Raw genomic sequence first — 12,807 nt, forward strand, 5'->3', positions numbered from 1 at the left:
AGCCGGTGCCGGAGCCGAGAAGCAGACGAAGCAGCACCACACGATGTGGGCCTTCCGTGGGCCTGAACCCTGGAGTGATCCAGCCTGATCAAGATCAGGTCGGCGCCTTCAGGGCCGCGGAACCCCACTCGGGATCCGCGGCCCTTTTGTTTTGTCCGAACGGATGAGACGAGACGAAGGAGCCTCGGGACAGCAGGACCTGGTATCAGCCGCCAACCGGCCAACAGGCCGGCACGACCAGACGAGGACAACGACACCGTGCCCACCGAGACGCACGCCCCGTCCGTACCGCCTTCCGACACGATCTCCCCGCCCGGCTCCACGGAGGACTCCACCTTGCTTCCCCTCACCGCGCTCACCGCGCTCACCGCGCTCGACGACGCCATCGAGAACCTCGGCGTCCCCGTCCCCTGCCGCGCCTACGACCCGGAGGTCTTCTTCGCCGAGTCGCCGGCCGACGTGGAGTACGCCAAGTCGCTCTGCCGGACCTGCCCCCTCGTCGAGGCCTGCCTTGCGGGCGCCAAGGAGCGGCGTGAGCCGTGGGGCGTCTGGGGCGGCGAGCTCTTCGTCCAGGGCGTCGTCGTCGCCCGCAAGCGGCCGCGTGGCCGCCCTCGCAAGAACCCGGTCGCAGCGTGATCACCGGCCTGGACGTCATGCCCCCCACAGCTGTGAAGCGCCTCGGAACGATCGACCGTCCCCAGACTCATGACCCCCGAAATCGAGCACTCATGACCACGCCCACGAGGGAGCCCGTCGGCTCCGCGACCCCGGACGTCACCATCATCGGCGCGAACGACTCGCGTCAGAACAGGACCCGCGAAATGCAACTCATCCCAGAAGCCCTGGCACGTGCGCATATGCACGACCGCCGGAGGGAGGCCGAGGCGGACCGTCAGGCCGTGCGCCTGGTGGCGGCCCGGCGGATGCAGCGCCGGGCGGAGCGCGCTTCGATGCGCGCCCGTCGCGCGCTCGCCATGGCGGTCATGCACTGAGGCCCCACCGGTACCGGAATCGCCGCCGGTGCCCGTAACACCCGTCCACGGGGCGACCGCTCCGCCCCGTGGACACCCACCCCTCCTGCGGGGCCGGACCGTCGGACACCGACGGACCGGCCCCGCAGCGTGTTGTGCGATGAGCCGTGCCGGCCGTGCCGTGCGGTATCCCGTCCGGCCGTGCCACTTCGGGGTGGCGGGGCTATCGTCGCCAGGGTGGACGAGAAGACGAGTCACCCCACCGGCTCGGACGGCGAACGCCCGGTGTGTGTCCACTGCGGCAGAACAGCCGAGGGCGGCACCGTGCCGGCGACCTGGGTCTGCTCCGTCGAGGACGGTCGGCGCCAGTACGTCTGCGAGGCCTGCGCCCGCACCCACATCAGGGCGATCGAAGGCCGGCTCGACTCCGAGTGGTGGTGACATCCCGGATCGGCATAGACCGGACCGGACCGAACAGGTACGGACCAGGCCGGACCAGCCAAGACGGAACCGGACCGGCCCAGCCCGCTCCCATCCCTCCCCGGCCTCCCGCCTTCCTGTTCCGACCTCTCTGCCGTACGGCCGAAGGGACCGGGCCTGTGGCAGAGGGGCCGGAAGGGGCATGACGCCGAGTGAGCTCAGGCCTCCACCACTGTGTTCTGCCCGTTCCCCGTGTCCTCCTTCACGGCAGCACCCTGATCCGGCATCGCACCCTGATCCGGCACCGTTCCCTCCTCGGCCACCATGTCTTCCTCGGCCACCGCTCCCTCCTCGGCCACGATGTCTTCCTCGGCCACCGTGTCCTCCTCGGGCTCGGAATCGCCGTCGAGGGCGAAGCCCGGCAGCCAGGACTCCAGCTCGTCCCGGAGCCGCACGGTCGCACCCAGCTGGCACAGGACGCCGATCGTGCTCAGCGTGACGCGGTGTATGAGCAGGTAGGAGGGAGGCAGATTCAGCTGCTTGCCCAGCTGGTGGGCGGGTGAGCGGGGATCGGCGATCCGGGCGGCCTGGGCGCGCAGCCAGGAGCGGGTGAAGGTGAACTCCTCCACCTGCGCGGGTTCGATGATCGGAAGCAGGTAGTCGAGCACGGCATCCGGGTCGAGCTCGATCGAGTCCTTGACGAAGCCTTCCGCACGGAGCGTCTCGTAGACCGTCTCGGCCTCACCGCCCAGCGTCATCCGCAGCGCGTCACCGATGATGCGGGGCAGTCCGTCCGGCAGCCGGTCCACGGTGCCGAAGTCCAGTACGCCCAGCCGCCATTCACCCGGATCCCCGGTGTCCTCGGAGAGCTCCGGCTCCACGGGCACCCCGGCGGCGGTGTCCTCCGGGCGTCCCACGTCGGTGCCGGCTGCGGTCCCGTCGTCCACCACCGCCTGCGGGACCGTTGGCGGGATCAGCCGGAAGTTACCCGGGTGCGGATCGGCGTGGAGCAGGCCGGTGCGAGCCGGACCGGAGAAGAGGAAGCGCGCCAGCAACTGGCCTGCCCGGTCCCGTTGCTCGGGCGTGCCGGTGGCGATCACCTCCGACAGAGGTGTCCCCTCGATCCACTCCGTCACCAGGACCTGCTCGGACCGGTGGACCACCCCCGGGATCACCACATCGGGGTCGTCCGCGAACTCCGCCGCGTGTTCCTGCTGCGCCTGTGCCTCCAGGCCGTAGTCCAGCTCCTCGGAGACCCGGTCGCGCAACTCCGTGATGAGCGGCTTGATGTCCATTCCGGGGATCAGCGGCCCGAACAGCTTGGCGAAGCGGCCGAGTTGGGTCAGGTCCGAGAGCAGTGCCTCGCCCGCCCCCGGATACTGCACCTTCACGGCCACCCGGAGCCCGTCGTGCCACACCGCGCGGTGGACCTGGCCGATCGACGCGGCGGCGGCCGGCTGGTCCTCGAATTCGAGGAAGAGGTCCCTCCAGTGCTCCCCGAGCTGCTCCGCCAGCACCCCGTGCACGGTGCGGGTGGGCATCGGAGGTGCGGCCTCCTGCAGTTTGGTCAGCGCCGCACGGTAGGGGCCGGCGACGTCCTCGGGCAGGGCGGACTCGAAGACGGACAGAGCCTGTCCGAGCTTCATCGCGCCCCCTTTCAACTCACCCAGCACCTTGAAGAGTTGCTCCGCGGTGCGCTGTTGGACCTCGCGGGCCACGATCTCCGCGGACCGCCCGCCGATCCTTTTGCCCAGGCCCCAGGTGGCACGGCCGGCGAACCCGATCGGCAGCGCGGCCAGCTTCGCGGTGCGGGTGACCGCCTTGCGGGGAAGATCAGACATGTGCCCCTCCAGTTCACAGACTGCCGTGCCGTGTGGGTACTCCGGCCCTGCTCCACCGGCAGCGGTCACCCGGCCATTGTGTCCTGAGCCGGCCCGGACGCGGAGGTGAGCTCCCCCTCAGTCCGCCCGGCGGCCCCGCAGTCGCAGTCGGTATGCGGCCCGAGCCGGTCCGAGCGCCAGTCCAGCAGCGGCAGGGCGGCCTCCCACCGGGCGCCCGTGCTGGCGGGAAGCTCGCCGTCGAGGAACGACAGCGCGTGTGCCGCCGCCAGCCCGGCCACCGCCGTCGCCAGCCCCAAGTCGCAGGCGGGTACCGTGGTCCGGCGTCCCGACCTCCACTGCGCGAGCATGCGGGGCCACTGGGGGTCCCGCTCGGCCCGGTGCAGGGCCAGGCACCCCGCGCATCCGGTGCCGCCGGGAAGCACCAGCGGGCCGACCACCCCGGTGGCCTCGATCACTCCCGCGTAGAGATGGGGCGTGCCGGAGACGATCCAGGGCGCCGCCGCGTCCGGGTCGGGGACATACGCCGAGAGGCCGTCCCGGGGCGCCACCACGACGAGGGAGAGCGCCGGATCGCCTCCCACGGACATCCGGGCCGACTCGGGCGTCCGGGCCGGCTCGGGCGTCCGGGCCGGCGCGGGTGTCCGGGCCGCACCGGCGACCGCGGACCGGCGGACCAGCTGCCGCGCCGCGGTGTCCCTCCGCTCCCCGACCGCCGCGGCCGGGAGTCCGCCCGGCGCCACGTCCCACGGCTCGGTGCGGCCGCCGTCGAGCACATCGACCTGGCCCACCCCGGAAGCGGAGAGCACCGCCGCGATCGCCGCCCCCACGCGGCCGGCTCCCCTCACCTGGACCCGCATCCCCCGCCGGGCCGCCAGTCTGCGCAGCCCGCTTCCGGGCGCGGGGTGGACGACCGAGAGGGACGCCGCGTCGGGGCGCTGCCTGTCCAGGGCCTCGGCCCGCTGCCGTAACGCCTCGGCCTCCGGGCCGCCCGCCTTGGGGTCGTCGAGCAGGCCCGCCGCCGTCAGCCGCGCCACCAGCACGTCCACGTGGCGGTCGGACAGGTCCAGTGCTCTGGCCTCTTCCCGCAGCATGGACAGCCCCCGCGAGCCGTCGAGCAGTTCGAGAAAACTTCCGGTGGCGATGTCCATCGGCCCCAGCGTCACGGCGTGCGCGGGAGTCACCCCGAATTGGACGGTGTTCCGTCCACGCCAGGCCCTGCGCAGTGCGGGCTTCAACATCGGATGCATGGCTTCTCCCCGGTCGGTGTTCAGGTCCGTCGTCAGAATGCAACGCGGGGGAGATGCGCGCCGAAAGTTATCCACAGCGCGGGGCATTAGTCGTTCAAATGGTGCGCACCAAGAAGTGGATCTTCTTCGACCGTAAGCGGGGCGGGACTTCCCGTGCCGGCAGAGGGTAACGTCGGGGCGTGCCCGCCGACTCCTCATTCGGCCCCGCCGGGGAGACCCCCGCGCGCAGCGCCGGACGCCCATCACGCAGCGCGGCAGCCCATCGGCCTCATGCGTCGCTGACGAGCGCGGTGGAAGTCCGCCGGAGCACCCGGCGCAGCCGCACGGTCTCCGCGTACCGCGAGGGCGACCGGGTCATCGTGCTCGTCCCCGCCAGGATGTCCGAGGCCGAGGAGCAGCGGTGGGTCGGGGTGATGCTCGACAAGATCGCCGCTCAGGAGAGCAAGAAGGTGATCGGTGACAGCGAGCTCGCGGAGCGCGCCGAGCGGTTGTCCGGCCAGTACTTCGGCGGCAGGGCGCGGCCCGCTTCGGTGCGCTGGGTCACCAACCAGAACACCCGCTGGGGATCCTGCACCCCGGCCGAGGGCAGCATCCGGCTCTCCCACCGGCTCCAGGGCATGCCGGAGTACGTCGTCGACTACGTCCTCCTCCACGAACTGGCCCATCTCCTGGTCCCCGGTCACGGACCGCGTTTCTGGCGCCTGCTGGAGGCGTACCCCCGTACCGACAGGGCCCGTGGCTACCTCGAAGGAGTCGTGGCGGCCGAGCGGTTGCCCCACCTGCCCGCCGCCCGGGAGAAGTGACACATTCGGCGGTTCTGTACCGGGTCTGTACCGGCTTGGCCCGATGAAACGGTTTGCGGCTAGCCTGACGCGACGCATTCACCTTCGGGATGGGGGACGGTCGTTACGCATGGCCAGGGAATTCCAACGGGGCCACAAGGCCAAGCTCAGTGATCTGACAGCAGGGACGGATCTGTACGTAGGTGTGCAGATCACTGCCCCGGGCCTGACGTTCGACATCAGCTGCTTCGGCCTCGACGCCGACGAGCGGCTCTCGGACGACCGGTACTTCATCTTCTTCAATCAACCGAAGTCGCCCGAGGAGTCCATTCAGCTCCTCGGCGCCCAGGCCGGCGACACCGAGTCCTTCCGCGTCACGCTCGACCGCATCCCGGCGACCGTCCACAAACTCTCCTTCACCGCGACGATCGACGGCGCGGGGCAGATGTCGCAGATCGGCCCCGGTTACATCCGGGTCGTGGCAGGCGGCGAGGAAGTGGTGCGATACGCCTTCGACGGCGCGGAGTTCACCACCGAGCGCGCGGTCATGCTCGGCGACTTCTACCTCAAGGACGTCTGGCGGTTCGCCGCGGTCGGCCAGGGATTCGACGGCGGGCTGGACGCCCTGCTGAGGAACTTCGGCGGCGAGGTCGCCGAAGAGGCCCCGGCCGCGCCGGAACCGGGGACGGTCCCGGCGTTCGCCCCTCCCGCCCAGGCCTCCGCGCCTCCCGCGTTCGCCCCGCCGGCACAGGCCTCCGCGCCTCCGGACCTGGGCGCTCCCGCCGCTCCCCAGGCACCGCAGCCCGCACCGGTGTTCGGCGCCCCGCCGGCCCCGCCCGCCCCCGCACCGCCGCACCGGCCGGTACACGCGGCGCCGACCATAGTGGCGCCGCTCGTACCGCAGGCGCCGCACGCGCCGACGGCGCCGCCTCCGCCCGCGCCTCCCCAGGCTCCCGCTCCGTACGGACTGCCGCCGCAGCCGCCCCAGTTCGGCCAGTTCCCGGGGCAGAGTGCCCCGCCCCCCGCCCCGCCGTTCGGCCAGCACCCGCCGGCTCCGTTCGGTGGGCAGCCCCCCGCTCCGCAGGGCGGCGTGCCCCAGGCCGGCGCCGGTCTCCAGGCCGCCCTTCAGCCCTACAAGGAGGCGGCCACCGGGCAGCGCTGGACGTCGCAGAACAGCCAGCTCATGCGCGCCGACCTGACCATGGGCGACATGCCCGTCCTGGCCCGCCAGGGCAGCATGGTGATGTACCAGGGCAAGGTCGACTTCGGCTACAAGGGCGCCGGCTTCACGGGCCGCGTCGTCGGGAACGCCACGGGCCAGGAGATGCAGCTGATGCGCTGCACCGGCCGAGGCCAGGTCTTCTTCGCGGAGGACGGGTCACACCTGCACCCGATCGAGCTCCAGGGCGACGGCATCTGCGTCTCCGCCGAGAACGTCCTCGCCTTCGACGAGTCGCTGCAGTACGAGGTCCGCCGCATCGAAGGACACGGCATCCCCGGCGGAGCGCTGTTCACCATGCAGTTCCAGGGCACGGGCACCGTCGTCGTCAAGACGCACGGCGTACCCGTGGTCCTGCCGGTCACCCCCACCACCTTCGCCGACTGCAACGCGGTCGTGGCGTGGTCGTCCGCGTCCCAGGTGATCGTCTCCAGCCAGGTCCGGCTCCGGCGGAACGCCTACCCGGGGGACAGCGGGGAGAGCGTGAACCTCCAGTTCCGGGGAGCACCCGGGAACTTCATCGTCGTCCAGCCCTACGAGGTCTGAGGGAGCCCGTCATGAACCAGGAACTCGCGGGCTACGCCCCGACCCCCGTCACGGCCCGGATGGAGAACCACGGCCACACGATGCTCAAGGTCGCCATGGCCACCGGCCAGGACCTCTACGCGCGCACCGGTTCGATGGTGGCCTACGAGGGCTTCATCCAGTACGAGCCCAACCCGCCCGCCGTGCGGCAGATCGCCTCGCAGTGGATCACCGGGGAAGGCACACCGCTCATGAAGTGCTCCGGTGACGGTCTCCTCTACCTCGCCGACTACGGCGCGGACGTCGTCGTCATCCACCTGGACGACGAGGCGCTGTCGGTCAACGGGACCAACCTCCTCGCGTTCGACAGCCACCTCACCTGGGGCGTCGAGCGGGTCAAGGGGCTGGCCAAGTTCGCCGGCCAGGGGCTGTGGAACGTGGCGGTCCAGGGCACCGGCTGGGTGGCGATCACCTCGCGCGGTACGCCGATCGTCGTCGACTGCGGCCGGGGTGAGGACGAGACGTACGTCGACCCCGACGCGCTCGTCGCCTGGTCCCCGAACCTCAAGGTGAAGGGGAAGCGCAGCTTCAGGGCCGGTTCCCTGATCGGGCGGGGCAGCGGCGAGGCGTACCAGATGGCCTTCTCGGGTCAGGGCATCGTCGTCGTCCAGCCGAGCGAGGACAGTACCGACCGCCTGCGGATCCGGAACTGAGCGGGGGAGAACCACATCATGCAGAGTCCGCTTTTCAACCACACGGAACAGCAGTCGCAGGACCGGTACACGGTCCAGAACCCGCAGCTCCTGCGGGTCTCGCTGACCGGTCACGACGACGTCCTCGCCCGCAAGGGCGCCATGGTCGCCTACCAGGGGCTCATGGAGTTCGACGGCGAATACCAGTCGCACGGGCAGCTCAGCGCCCGGCGCAGCACCGGCGAGGGCCTGGACCTGATGCGCTGTTCGGGCCAGGGCACGGTCTTCCTGGCCAACCTCGCCCAGTACGTCCACGTCGTCGACGTCGACCACGAGGGCATCACGGTCGACAGCGCCTACGTGCTCGCCCTGGACTCGGCGCTGCACACCGAGGTCATCGCGGTGGACAGCCAGTACGGGATCTCCGGCACCGGCAAGTACCAGCTGAACATCTCCGGGACGGGCAAGGTGGCTCTGATGACGTCGGGACAGCCGCTGATGATGCAGGTCACGCCGGACAAGTACGTCAGTGCCGACGCCGACGCGATCGTCGCCTGGTCGAGCGGGCTGCGGGTGCAGATGCAGGCCCAGACCCACTCCTCGGGCGTCTTCCGGCGCCGTGGCGAGACGGGTGAGGGCTGGGAGCTGAGCTTCCTGGGCCAGGGGTTCGCCCTGGTCCAGCCGAGCGAGCTCCTGCCCCCGCAGAACGCCCAGATCGGGCAGGGCGCGGCAGCGCAGTTCGGCGTGGGCCGGCACGGAGCGCACGGTCAGAACCAGAACAACGCCTGGAACTGACGCCAGAGGGCCCACAGGCGCGGCGAGGGGGCGGTCTCCAGGCGGAGGCCGCCCCCTCGCCGCATTGTGCTAACCGCAGCCCTCCAGCCGGGCGCGGCTGTGCTCCAGCAGCCGTACGACCGAGGAGTCGGCCACCCCGGCCACCTCGTCGGGACGGAACCAGCGCAGGTCCAGCGACTCGTCGCTGATCCGCTCCACGGCTCCGGCCGGGACCGTCGCCGCGTACTGCACGTCGAGGTGCCAGTGGCACGGCGCGGGGATCGGATGACGGTCCAGCCGCACCGGGCCACCGGGCAGCAGGGTCAGCCCGGCGATCCCGGACTCCTCCGTCGCCTCCCGCAGGGCGGCCGCAGCCAGGGTGGCGTCCTGCGGCTCGCAGTGCCCACCCATCTGCAGCCACATCCGCAGCTTCCTGTGCAGGGTCAGCAGGACCCGCCCGCGCTCCGGGTCGATCACCAGCGCACTGGCTGTGAGGTGCCCGGCCCCGCACGCCTTCCACACGCCGTCCGGATGGGCGGCCAGGTGGTCCAGGTACGCCTGCCGCCACTCCGACTGCCCGGGGTCGCGCGGCTCGTACTCCTTGAGGACGCGGACCGCGTCGTCGTGCAGGCTCACCGGTCGGTGTCGTCCTCGCCCTCGTCCCGCGGCTTGTCCTTCTCCTCGCCCGGGCCGCCCTCGGCGGGCTTCCCGCCGGAGGAGTCCTGGGGCCCCTTCGCCGCCTCGCCGAGCATCTTGTCCAGTTCGGAGAAGTCCAGCTGCTCGTGGTGCACGAAGCCGTCCGGGTCGTCCAGGTCGCCCGCGGTCGGCAGCATGTCCGGGTGCTCCCAGAGCCCGTCCCGGCCGTCCACACCCCGGGCGTCCGTGAGCGAGGCCCACAGCCGGGAGGCGTCCCGCAGCCGTCGCGGCCGGAGCTGCAGGCCGATCAGGGTGGCGAAGGTCTGCTCGGCGGGACCGCCGGACGCCCGGCGCCTGCGCATCGTCTCGCGCAGCGCGTCCGCCGAGGTCAGCCGGGGCTTCGCGGCCTCGTGCACCACCGCGTCCACCCAGCCCTCGACGAGCGCGAGCGCCGTCTCCAGACGGGCCAGCGACGCCTTCTGCTCCGGTGTGTCCTCCGGCTGGAACATGCCCTGCTGGAGCGCCTCCTGCAGCTGCTCGGGCTGCGAGGGGTCGAACTGCCCGACGACGTCCTCGAGCTTGCTCGTGTCGACCTTGATGCCGCGCGCATAGGCCTCGACGGCGCCGAACAGGTGCGACCGCAGCCAGGGCACATGGGTGAAGAGACGCTGGTGGGCGGCCTCACGCAGCGCGAGGTACAGCCGCACCTCGTCCTGCGGGACGCTCAGGTCCTTGCCGAACCGCTCGACGTTCAGCGGGAGCAGCGCGGCCTTGCCGGACGGCCCCAGCGGAAGGCCGATGTCGGTCGAACCCACGACCTCTCCGGCGAGCACGCCCACGGCCTGGCCGATCTGCTGCCCGAACATGGCGCCGCCCATCGACCGCATCATGCCGATCAGCGGGCCCGCCATGGCCTGCATCTCCTCGGGCAGTACGTCGCCCATGGCCAGCCCGACGCGCTCCGCCACCGGGTCCACCAGCTGCTGCCAGGCCGGCAGCGACGCCTCGACCCACTCCGCACGGCTCCACGCCACCGTCGAGACCGAACCGGAGGGCAGCGAGGTCACGCCGTCCAGCCAGAGGTCCGCGAGGCGCAGCGCCTCGTCGACCGCGGACCGCTCCGACGGGCCGACACTGGCGTCCTTGCTGCCGTCAGGTGTGCCCTGCGACACGGTCTGGCGGGCGATCTGCTTCGCCATGTCCCAGTTGACCGGGCCGCCCTCGTAGCTCAGCATCTGGCCGAGCTGCTGGAAGGCCGCTCCCAGGTCGTTCGGGTTCATCGAGCCGAACATCGCGGCGAACGGGTTGTCCCCGCCCGCGCCCGGCCCGAAGCCGAACGGGTTCGCCGGCCCGCCCGAGCCCTGCCCACCTCCGGTGGGGTCCTTCTTCTTGCCCTCGTCGCCGTCTTCCGGCTCCTCCGGCGGAAGGCCGAATCCGAATGGGGTGTCACTCACGGGTTTCCTCGGCTCGTAGGGCCGCCGGCTGGAACCGACGGCGGCTGCCCGACATCACCATCCAGCGTAGACACCCGAGGCCGCTCGCGGCCTCAGTGCTCCGCCGGCTCCCGGCCTGCGGCAGGATGGACGCCACCTGGTACGTACGCGCCTTTCCGGTACGTACTGAAGACAACCGCTGGAGACGCCCGGTGAGTTCCCCAGATCCGCAGGTTCGCGCAGCGCGAAACCTGGCCGACCCCTCGTCCGAAAGCACGCCGAAGAAAACCCGCTCCGCGAACCGGGGCCCCGTCGTCGCGGTCACCGGCGCCGCGACCGGCGTCGGCGCCCTCCTCACCGCACACCTCGCCGCCAGTGAGGAGATCAAGCACGTCGTCGCCCTCGACGAGCGCCGCGGCGAGGTCCCCGAGGCGACCTGGCACGTCCTGGACGTCCGGGACCCCGCCATCGCCGAGAAACTGCGCGGCGCCGACGTCGTCGTGCACCTGGCGCTCGACCTCGATCTGGAGACCGACCCCGCGGCGCGCACGGCGTACAACGTGCGGGGAACCCAGACCGTGCTCACGGCGGCGGCCGCCGTCGGCGTGCACCGGGTCGTGCTCTGCACCTCGGCGATGGTCTACGGCGCGCTGCCCGACAACGACATCCCGCTCTCCGAGGACGCCGAGCTGCGGGCCACGGCGGAGGCCACCGGCGTCGGCGACCTCCTGGAGATCGAGCGGCTCGGGCGGCGCGCGCCCCGCGCCCACCCCGGCCTCGACGTCACGGTCGTGCGGCCCACGGTCCTGGTCGGCGGCACGGACACCGCCCTGACCCGCTACTTCGAGTCCCCGAGGCTCCTGGTCGTGGCGGGCTCCCGTCCCGCCTGGCAGTTCTGCCACGTGGACGACCTGGTGACGGCCCTGGAGTACGCCGTGCTCGGGAAGATCGACGGCGAGTTCGCGGTCGGCTGCGACGGCTGGCTCGAACAGGAGGAGGTGGAGGAGCTCTCCGGGGTGCGCCGGATGGAGCTGCCCTCCGCCGTCGCCCTGGGAGCCGCGGCCCGGCTGCACCGCATCGGTCTCACACCGTCCCCGGCCGGGGACCTCGCCTACACGATGCACCCCTGGGTCGTCAGCGTGAGCCGGCTGCACGACGTGGGATGGCGGCCGCGGTGGACCAACGAAGAGGTGCTCGCCGCGCTCCTGGCGGAGGTGGAGGGACGTCACACCGTCGCCGGACGCAGGCTCGGCCGCAAGGACGCCACAGCCGCGGGCGCGGCCGGGGCGACCGTCGCCCTGCTGGGCACGGCTGCGCTGGTCAGGCGGGCGCGCAAGGCACGCCGCCGCTTCTGAGAGCCCCATCCGGCCGTGGGGGGACCCGGCCGCACTCCTGTAGGACGCTCCAAGGCGGCCGGCGCCCCACCGGGCGAAAGCGCGATTCCGGGATGCGGGCGCCGTACGGCACGATGGGTGCATGGCACACACCCACGACGCGCACCCGGGCGAGCAGACCTCCCAGGACCCCCTCCGGCTCCTGGACATCCGGGAGACGCCGCTCTCGGTCGACGAGGTCTTCCGGGCGGTCGGCGACGACGCGGCCGGCGGCACCGCGCTCTTCGTCGGCACGGTGCGCGATCACGACGGCGGTCAGGACGTCGGTGCGCTCGGGTACTCCTGCCATCCGACGGCCGTCGACGAGCTGCGCCGTGTGGCCGAGAAGGTCGTGGCGAACTACCCGGTACGGGGCCTCGCCGCCGTCCACCGCGTGGGTGAGCTGGCGGTGGGCGATCTGGCGGTGGTGGTCGCCGTGTCCTGCGCCCATCGGAGTGAGGCGTTCGAGGCCTGCCGCGCACTCATCGACGACCTCAAGCGGGAGGTGCCGATCTGGAAACACCAGCGTTTCTCGGACGGCACGGAGGAATGGGTCGGTGCCTGCTGATCGCAAACCGACCGGGCGGAGATCAGCCCCGATTTGCGTAACCCCACCCCTGCCACGAGCGTTGATCCTGCACATGGCTAGCCTTCTGATCGTCAGTTGCGGTCACTCATGGACAGGGAGGTCGTGATGGCAGCACTCGCTTGGCTTCTGATTCCGCTTTTCGCTGCTCTTGGCGCGGCGATATGGGGAGGGTGGGCGGCCCGCAACCGCACGACAGGCGATGTCACCGAACTCGCCGGCTACGCCCGGTTCCGCGAAGCGATGGAGAAGTCGCACTCCGGTTCCGAAGCTGTCTGAAGCCGTGAACCCGGCTGGGGCAGCGGCGG

Annotated in this window: 14 protein-coding genes; 10 read left to right on the forward strand and 4 right to left on the reverse strand. The window is 71.6% G+C overall.

Translation table 11 applies throughout. The features are described 5' to 3' along the window. The first annotated feature begins 258 nt into the window (after positions 1-258). The 3 genes from IH13_RS0109970 (at position 259) to IH13_RS0109980 (ending at position 1,412) form a co-directional block, all read left to right on the forward strand. Positions 259-636 (forward strand): WhiB family transcriptional regulator, encoded by a 378-nt coding sequence (locus IH13_RS0109970; protein WP_031082990.1) that lies wholly within the window; start codon positions 259-261, stop codon positions 634-636. 17 nt (positions 637-653) lie between these two features. After that, positions 654-992 carry a hypothetical protein gene (locus IH13_RS0109975; RefSeq protein WP_031082991.1) on the forward strand — a complete coding sequence of 113 codons (339 nt, stop codon included), beginning with the start codon at positions 654-656 and terminating at the stop codon, positions 990-992. Positions 993-1,208: 216 nt separating this feature from the next. Beyond that, positions 1,209-1,412 (forward strand): hypothetical protein, encoded by a 204-nt coding sequence (locus IH13_RS0109980; protein WP_031082993.1) that lies wholly within the window; start codon positions 1,209-1,211, stop codon positions 1,410-1,412. 197 nt (positions 1,413-1,609) lie between these two features. Here IH13_RS0109980 and IH13_RS0109985 read toward each other — a convergent pair whose 3' ends face one another. Then, positions 1,610-3,232, reverse strand: coding sequence for an ABC1 kinase family protein (locus IH13_RS0109985; protein ID WP_082317558.1), 1,623 nt, complete (start codon positions 3,230-3,232; stop codon positions 1,610-1,612). A gap of 65 nt (positions 3,233-3,297) precedes the next feature. After that, on the reverse strand, positions 3,298-4,479 hold the full coding sequence (locus tag IH13_RS0109990) for a ThiF family adenylyltransferase (RefSeq protein WP_031082997.1): 1,182 nt from the start codon (positions 4,477-4,479) through the stop codon (positions 3,298-3,300). A gap of 179 nt (positions 4,480-4,658) precedes the next feature. On the opposite strand from IH13_RS0109990, the gene IH13_RS0109995 reads away from it, so the two are divergent. The 4 genes from IH13_RS0109995 to IH13_RS0110010 all read left to right on the forward strand — a co-directional run bounded on the left by IH13_RS0109995 (position 4,659) and on the right by IH13_RS0110010 (position 8,492). Beyond that, positions 4,659-5,282, forward strand: coding sequence for a M48 metallopeptidase family protein (locus IH13_RS0109995; RefSeq protein WP_031082999.1), 624 nt, complete (start codon positions 4,659-4,661; stop codon positions 5,280-5,282). A 109-nt stretch (positions 5,283-5,391) separates the two neighbouring features. After that, complete coding sequence (locus tag IH13_RS0110000) at positions 5,392-7,026, forward strand: TerD family protein (RefSeq protein WP_031083001.1); 1,635 nt, start codon at positions 5,392-5,394, stop codon at positions 7,024-7,026. Positions 7,027-7,037: 11 nt separating this feature from the next. Beyond that, positions 7,038-7,718 carry an AIM24 family protein gene (locus IH13_RS0110005; protein ID WP_031083004.1) on the forward strand — a complete coding sequence of 227 codons (681 nt, stop codon included), beginning with the start codon at positions 7,038-7,040 and terminating at the stop codon, positions 7,716-7,718. A gap of 18 nt (positions 7,719-7,736) precedes the next feature. After that, positions 7,737-8,492: an AIM24 family protein gene (locus IH13_RS0110010; RefSeq protein WP_031083006.1), complete on the forward strand. Its 756-nt coding sequence runs from the start codon at positions 7,737-7,739 to the stop codon at positions 8,490-8,492. A gap of 69 nt (positions 8,493-8,561) precedes the next feature. Here IH13_RS0110010 and IH13_RS0110015 read toward each other — a convergent pair whose 3' ends face one another. Together IH13_RS0110015 and IH13_RS0110020 are read right to left on the reverse strand one after the other, a co-directional pair. Then, a complete protein-coding gene (locus IH13_RS0110015; RefSeq protein WP_031083008.1) occupies positions 8,562-9,107 on the reverse strand; it encodes an NUDIX hydrolase in 546 nt (181 codons plus the stop codon). Then, the gene (locus IH13_RS0110020; RefSeq protein WP_031083011.1) at positions 9,104-10,561 is read right to left on the reverse strand and encodes a zinc-dependent metalloprotease; all 1,458 of its coding nucleotides are present in this window, start codon (positions 10,559-10,561) and stop codon (positions 9,104-9,106) included. The genes IH13_RS0110015 and IH13_RS0110020 overlap by 4 nt, the downstream gene beginning before the upstream one ends. A 191-nt stretch (positions 10,562-10,752) precedes the next feature. Here IH13_RS0110020 and IH13_RS0110025 point away from each other — a divergent pair, with 191 nt between their 5' ends. From IH13_RS0110025 to IH13_RS43900, 3 genes are all read left to right on the forward strand, one after another. Further along, positions 10,753-11,895: an SDR family oxidoreductase gene (locus tag IH13_RS0110025; RefSeq protein WP_031083013.1), complete on the forward strand. Its 1,143-nt coding sequence runs from the start codon at positions 10,753-10,755 to the stop codon at positions 11,893-11,895. A 121-nt stretch (positions 11,896-12,016) separates the two neighbouring features. Further along, a complete protein-coding gene (locus IH13_RS0110030; protein ID WP_031083016.1) occupies positions 12,017-12,481 on the forward strand; it encodes a molybdenum cofactor biosynthesis protein MoaE in 465 nt (154 codons plus the stop codon). A 126-nt stretch (positions 12,482-12,607) separates the two neighbouring features. Then, positions 12,608-12,778, forward strand: a complete 171-nt coding sequence (locus IH13_RS43900; protein WP_199814627.1) for a hypothetical protein — start codon at positions 12,608-12,610, stop codon at positions 12,776-12,778. Positions 12,779-12,807: the final 29 nt, after the last annotated feature.

It is taken from the genome of Streptomyces sp. NRRL WC-3549 (assembly GCF_000721935.1).
Lineage (GTDB): Bacteria > Actinomycetota > Actinomycetes > Streptomycetales > Streptomycetaceae > Streptomyces.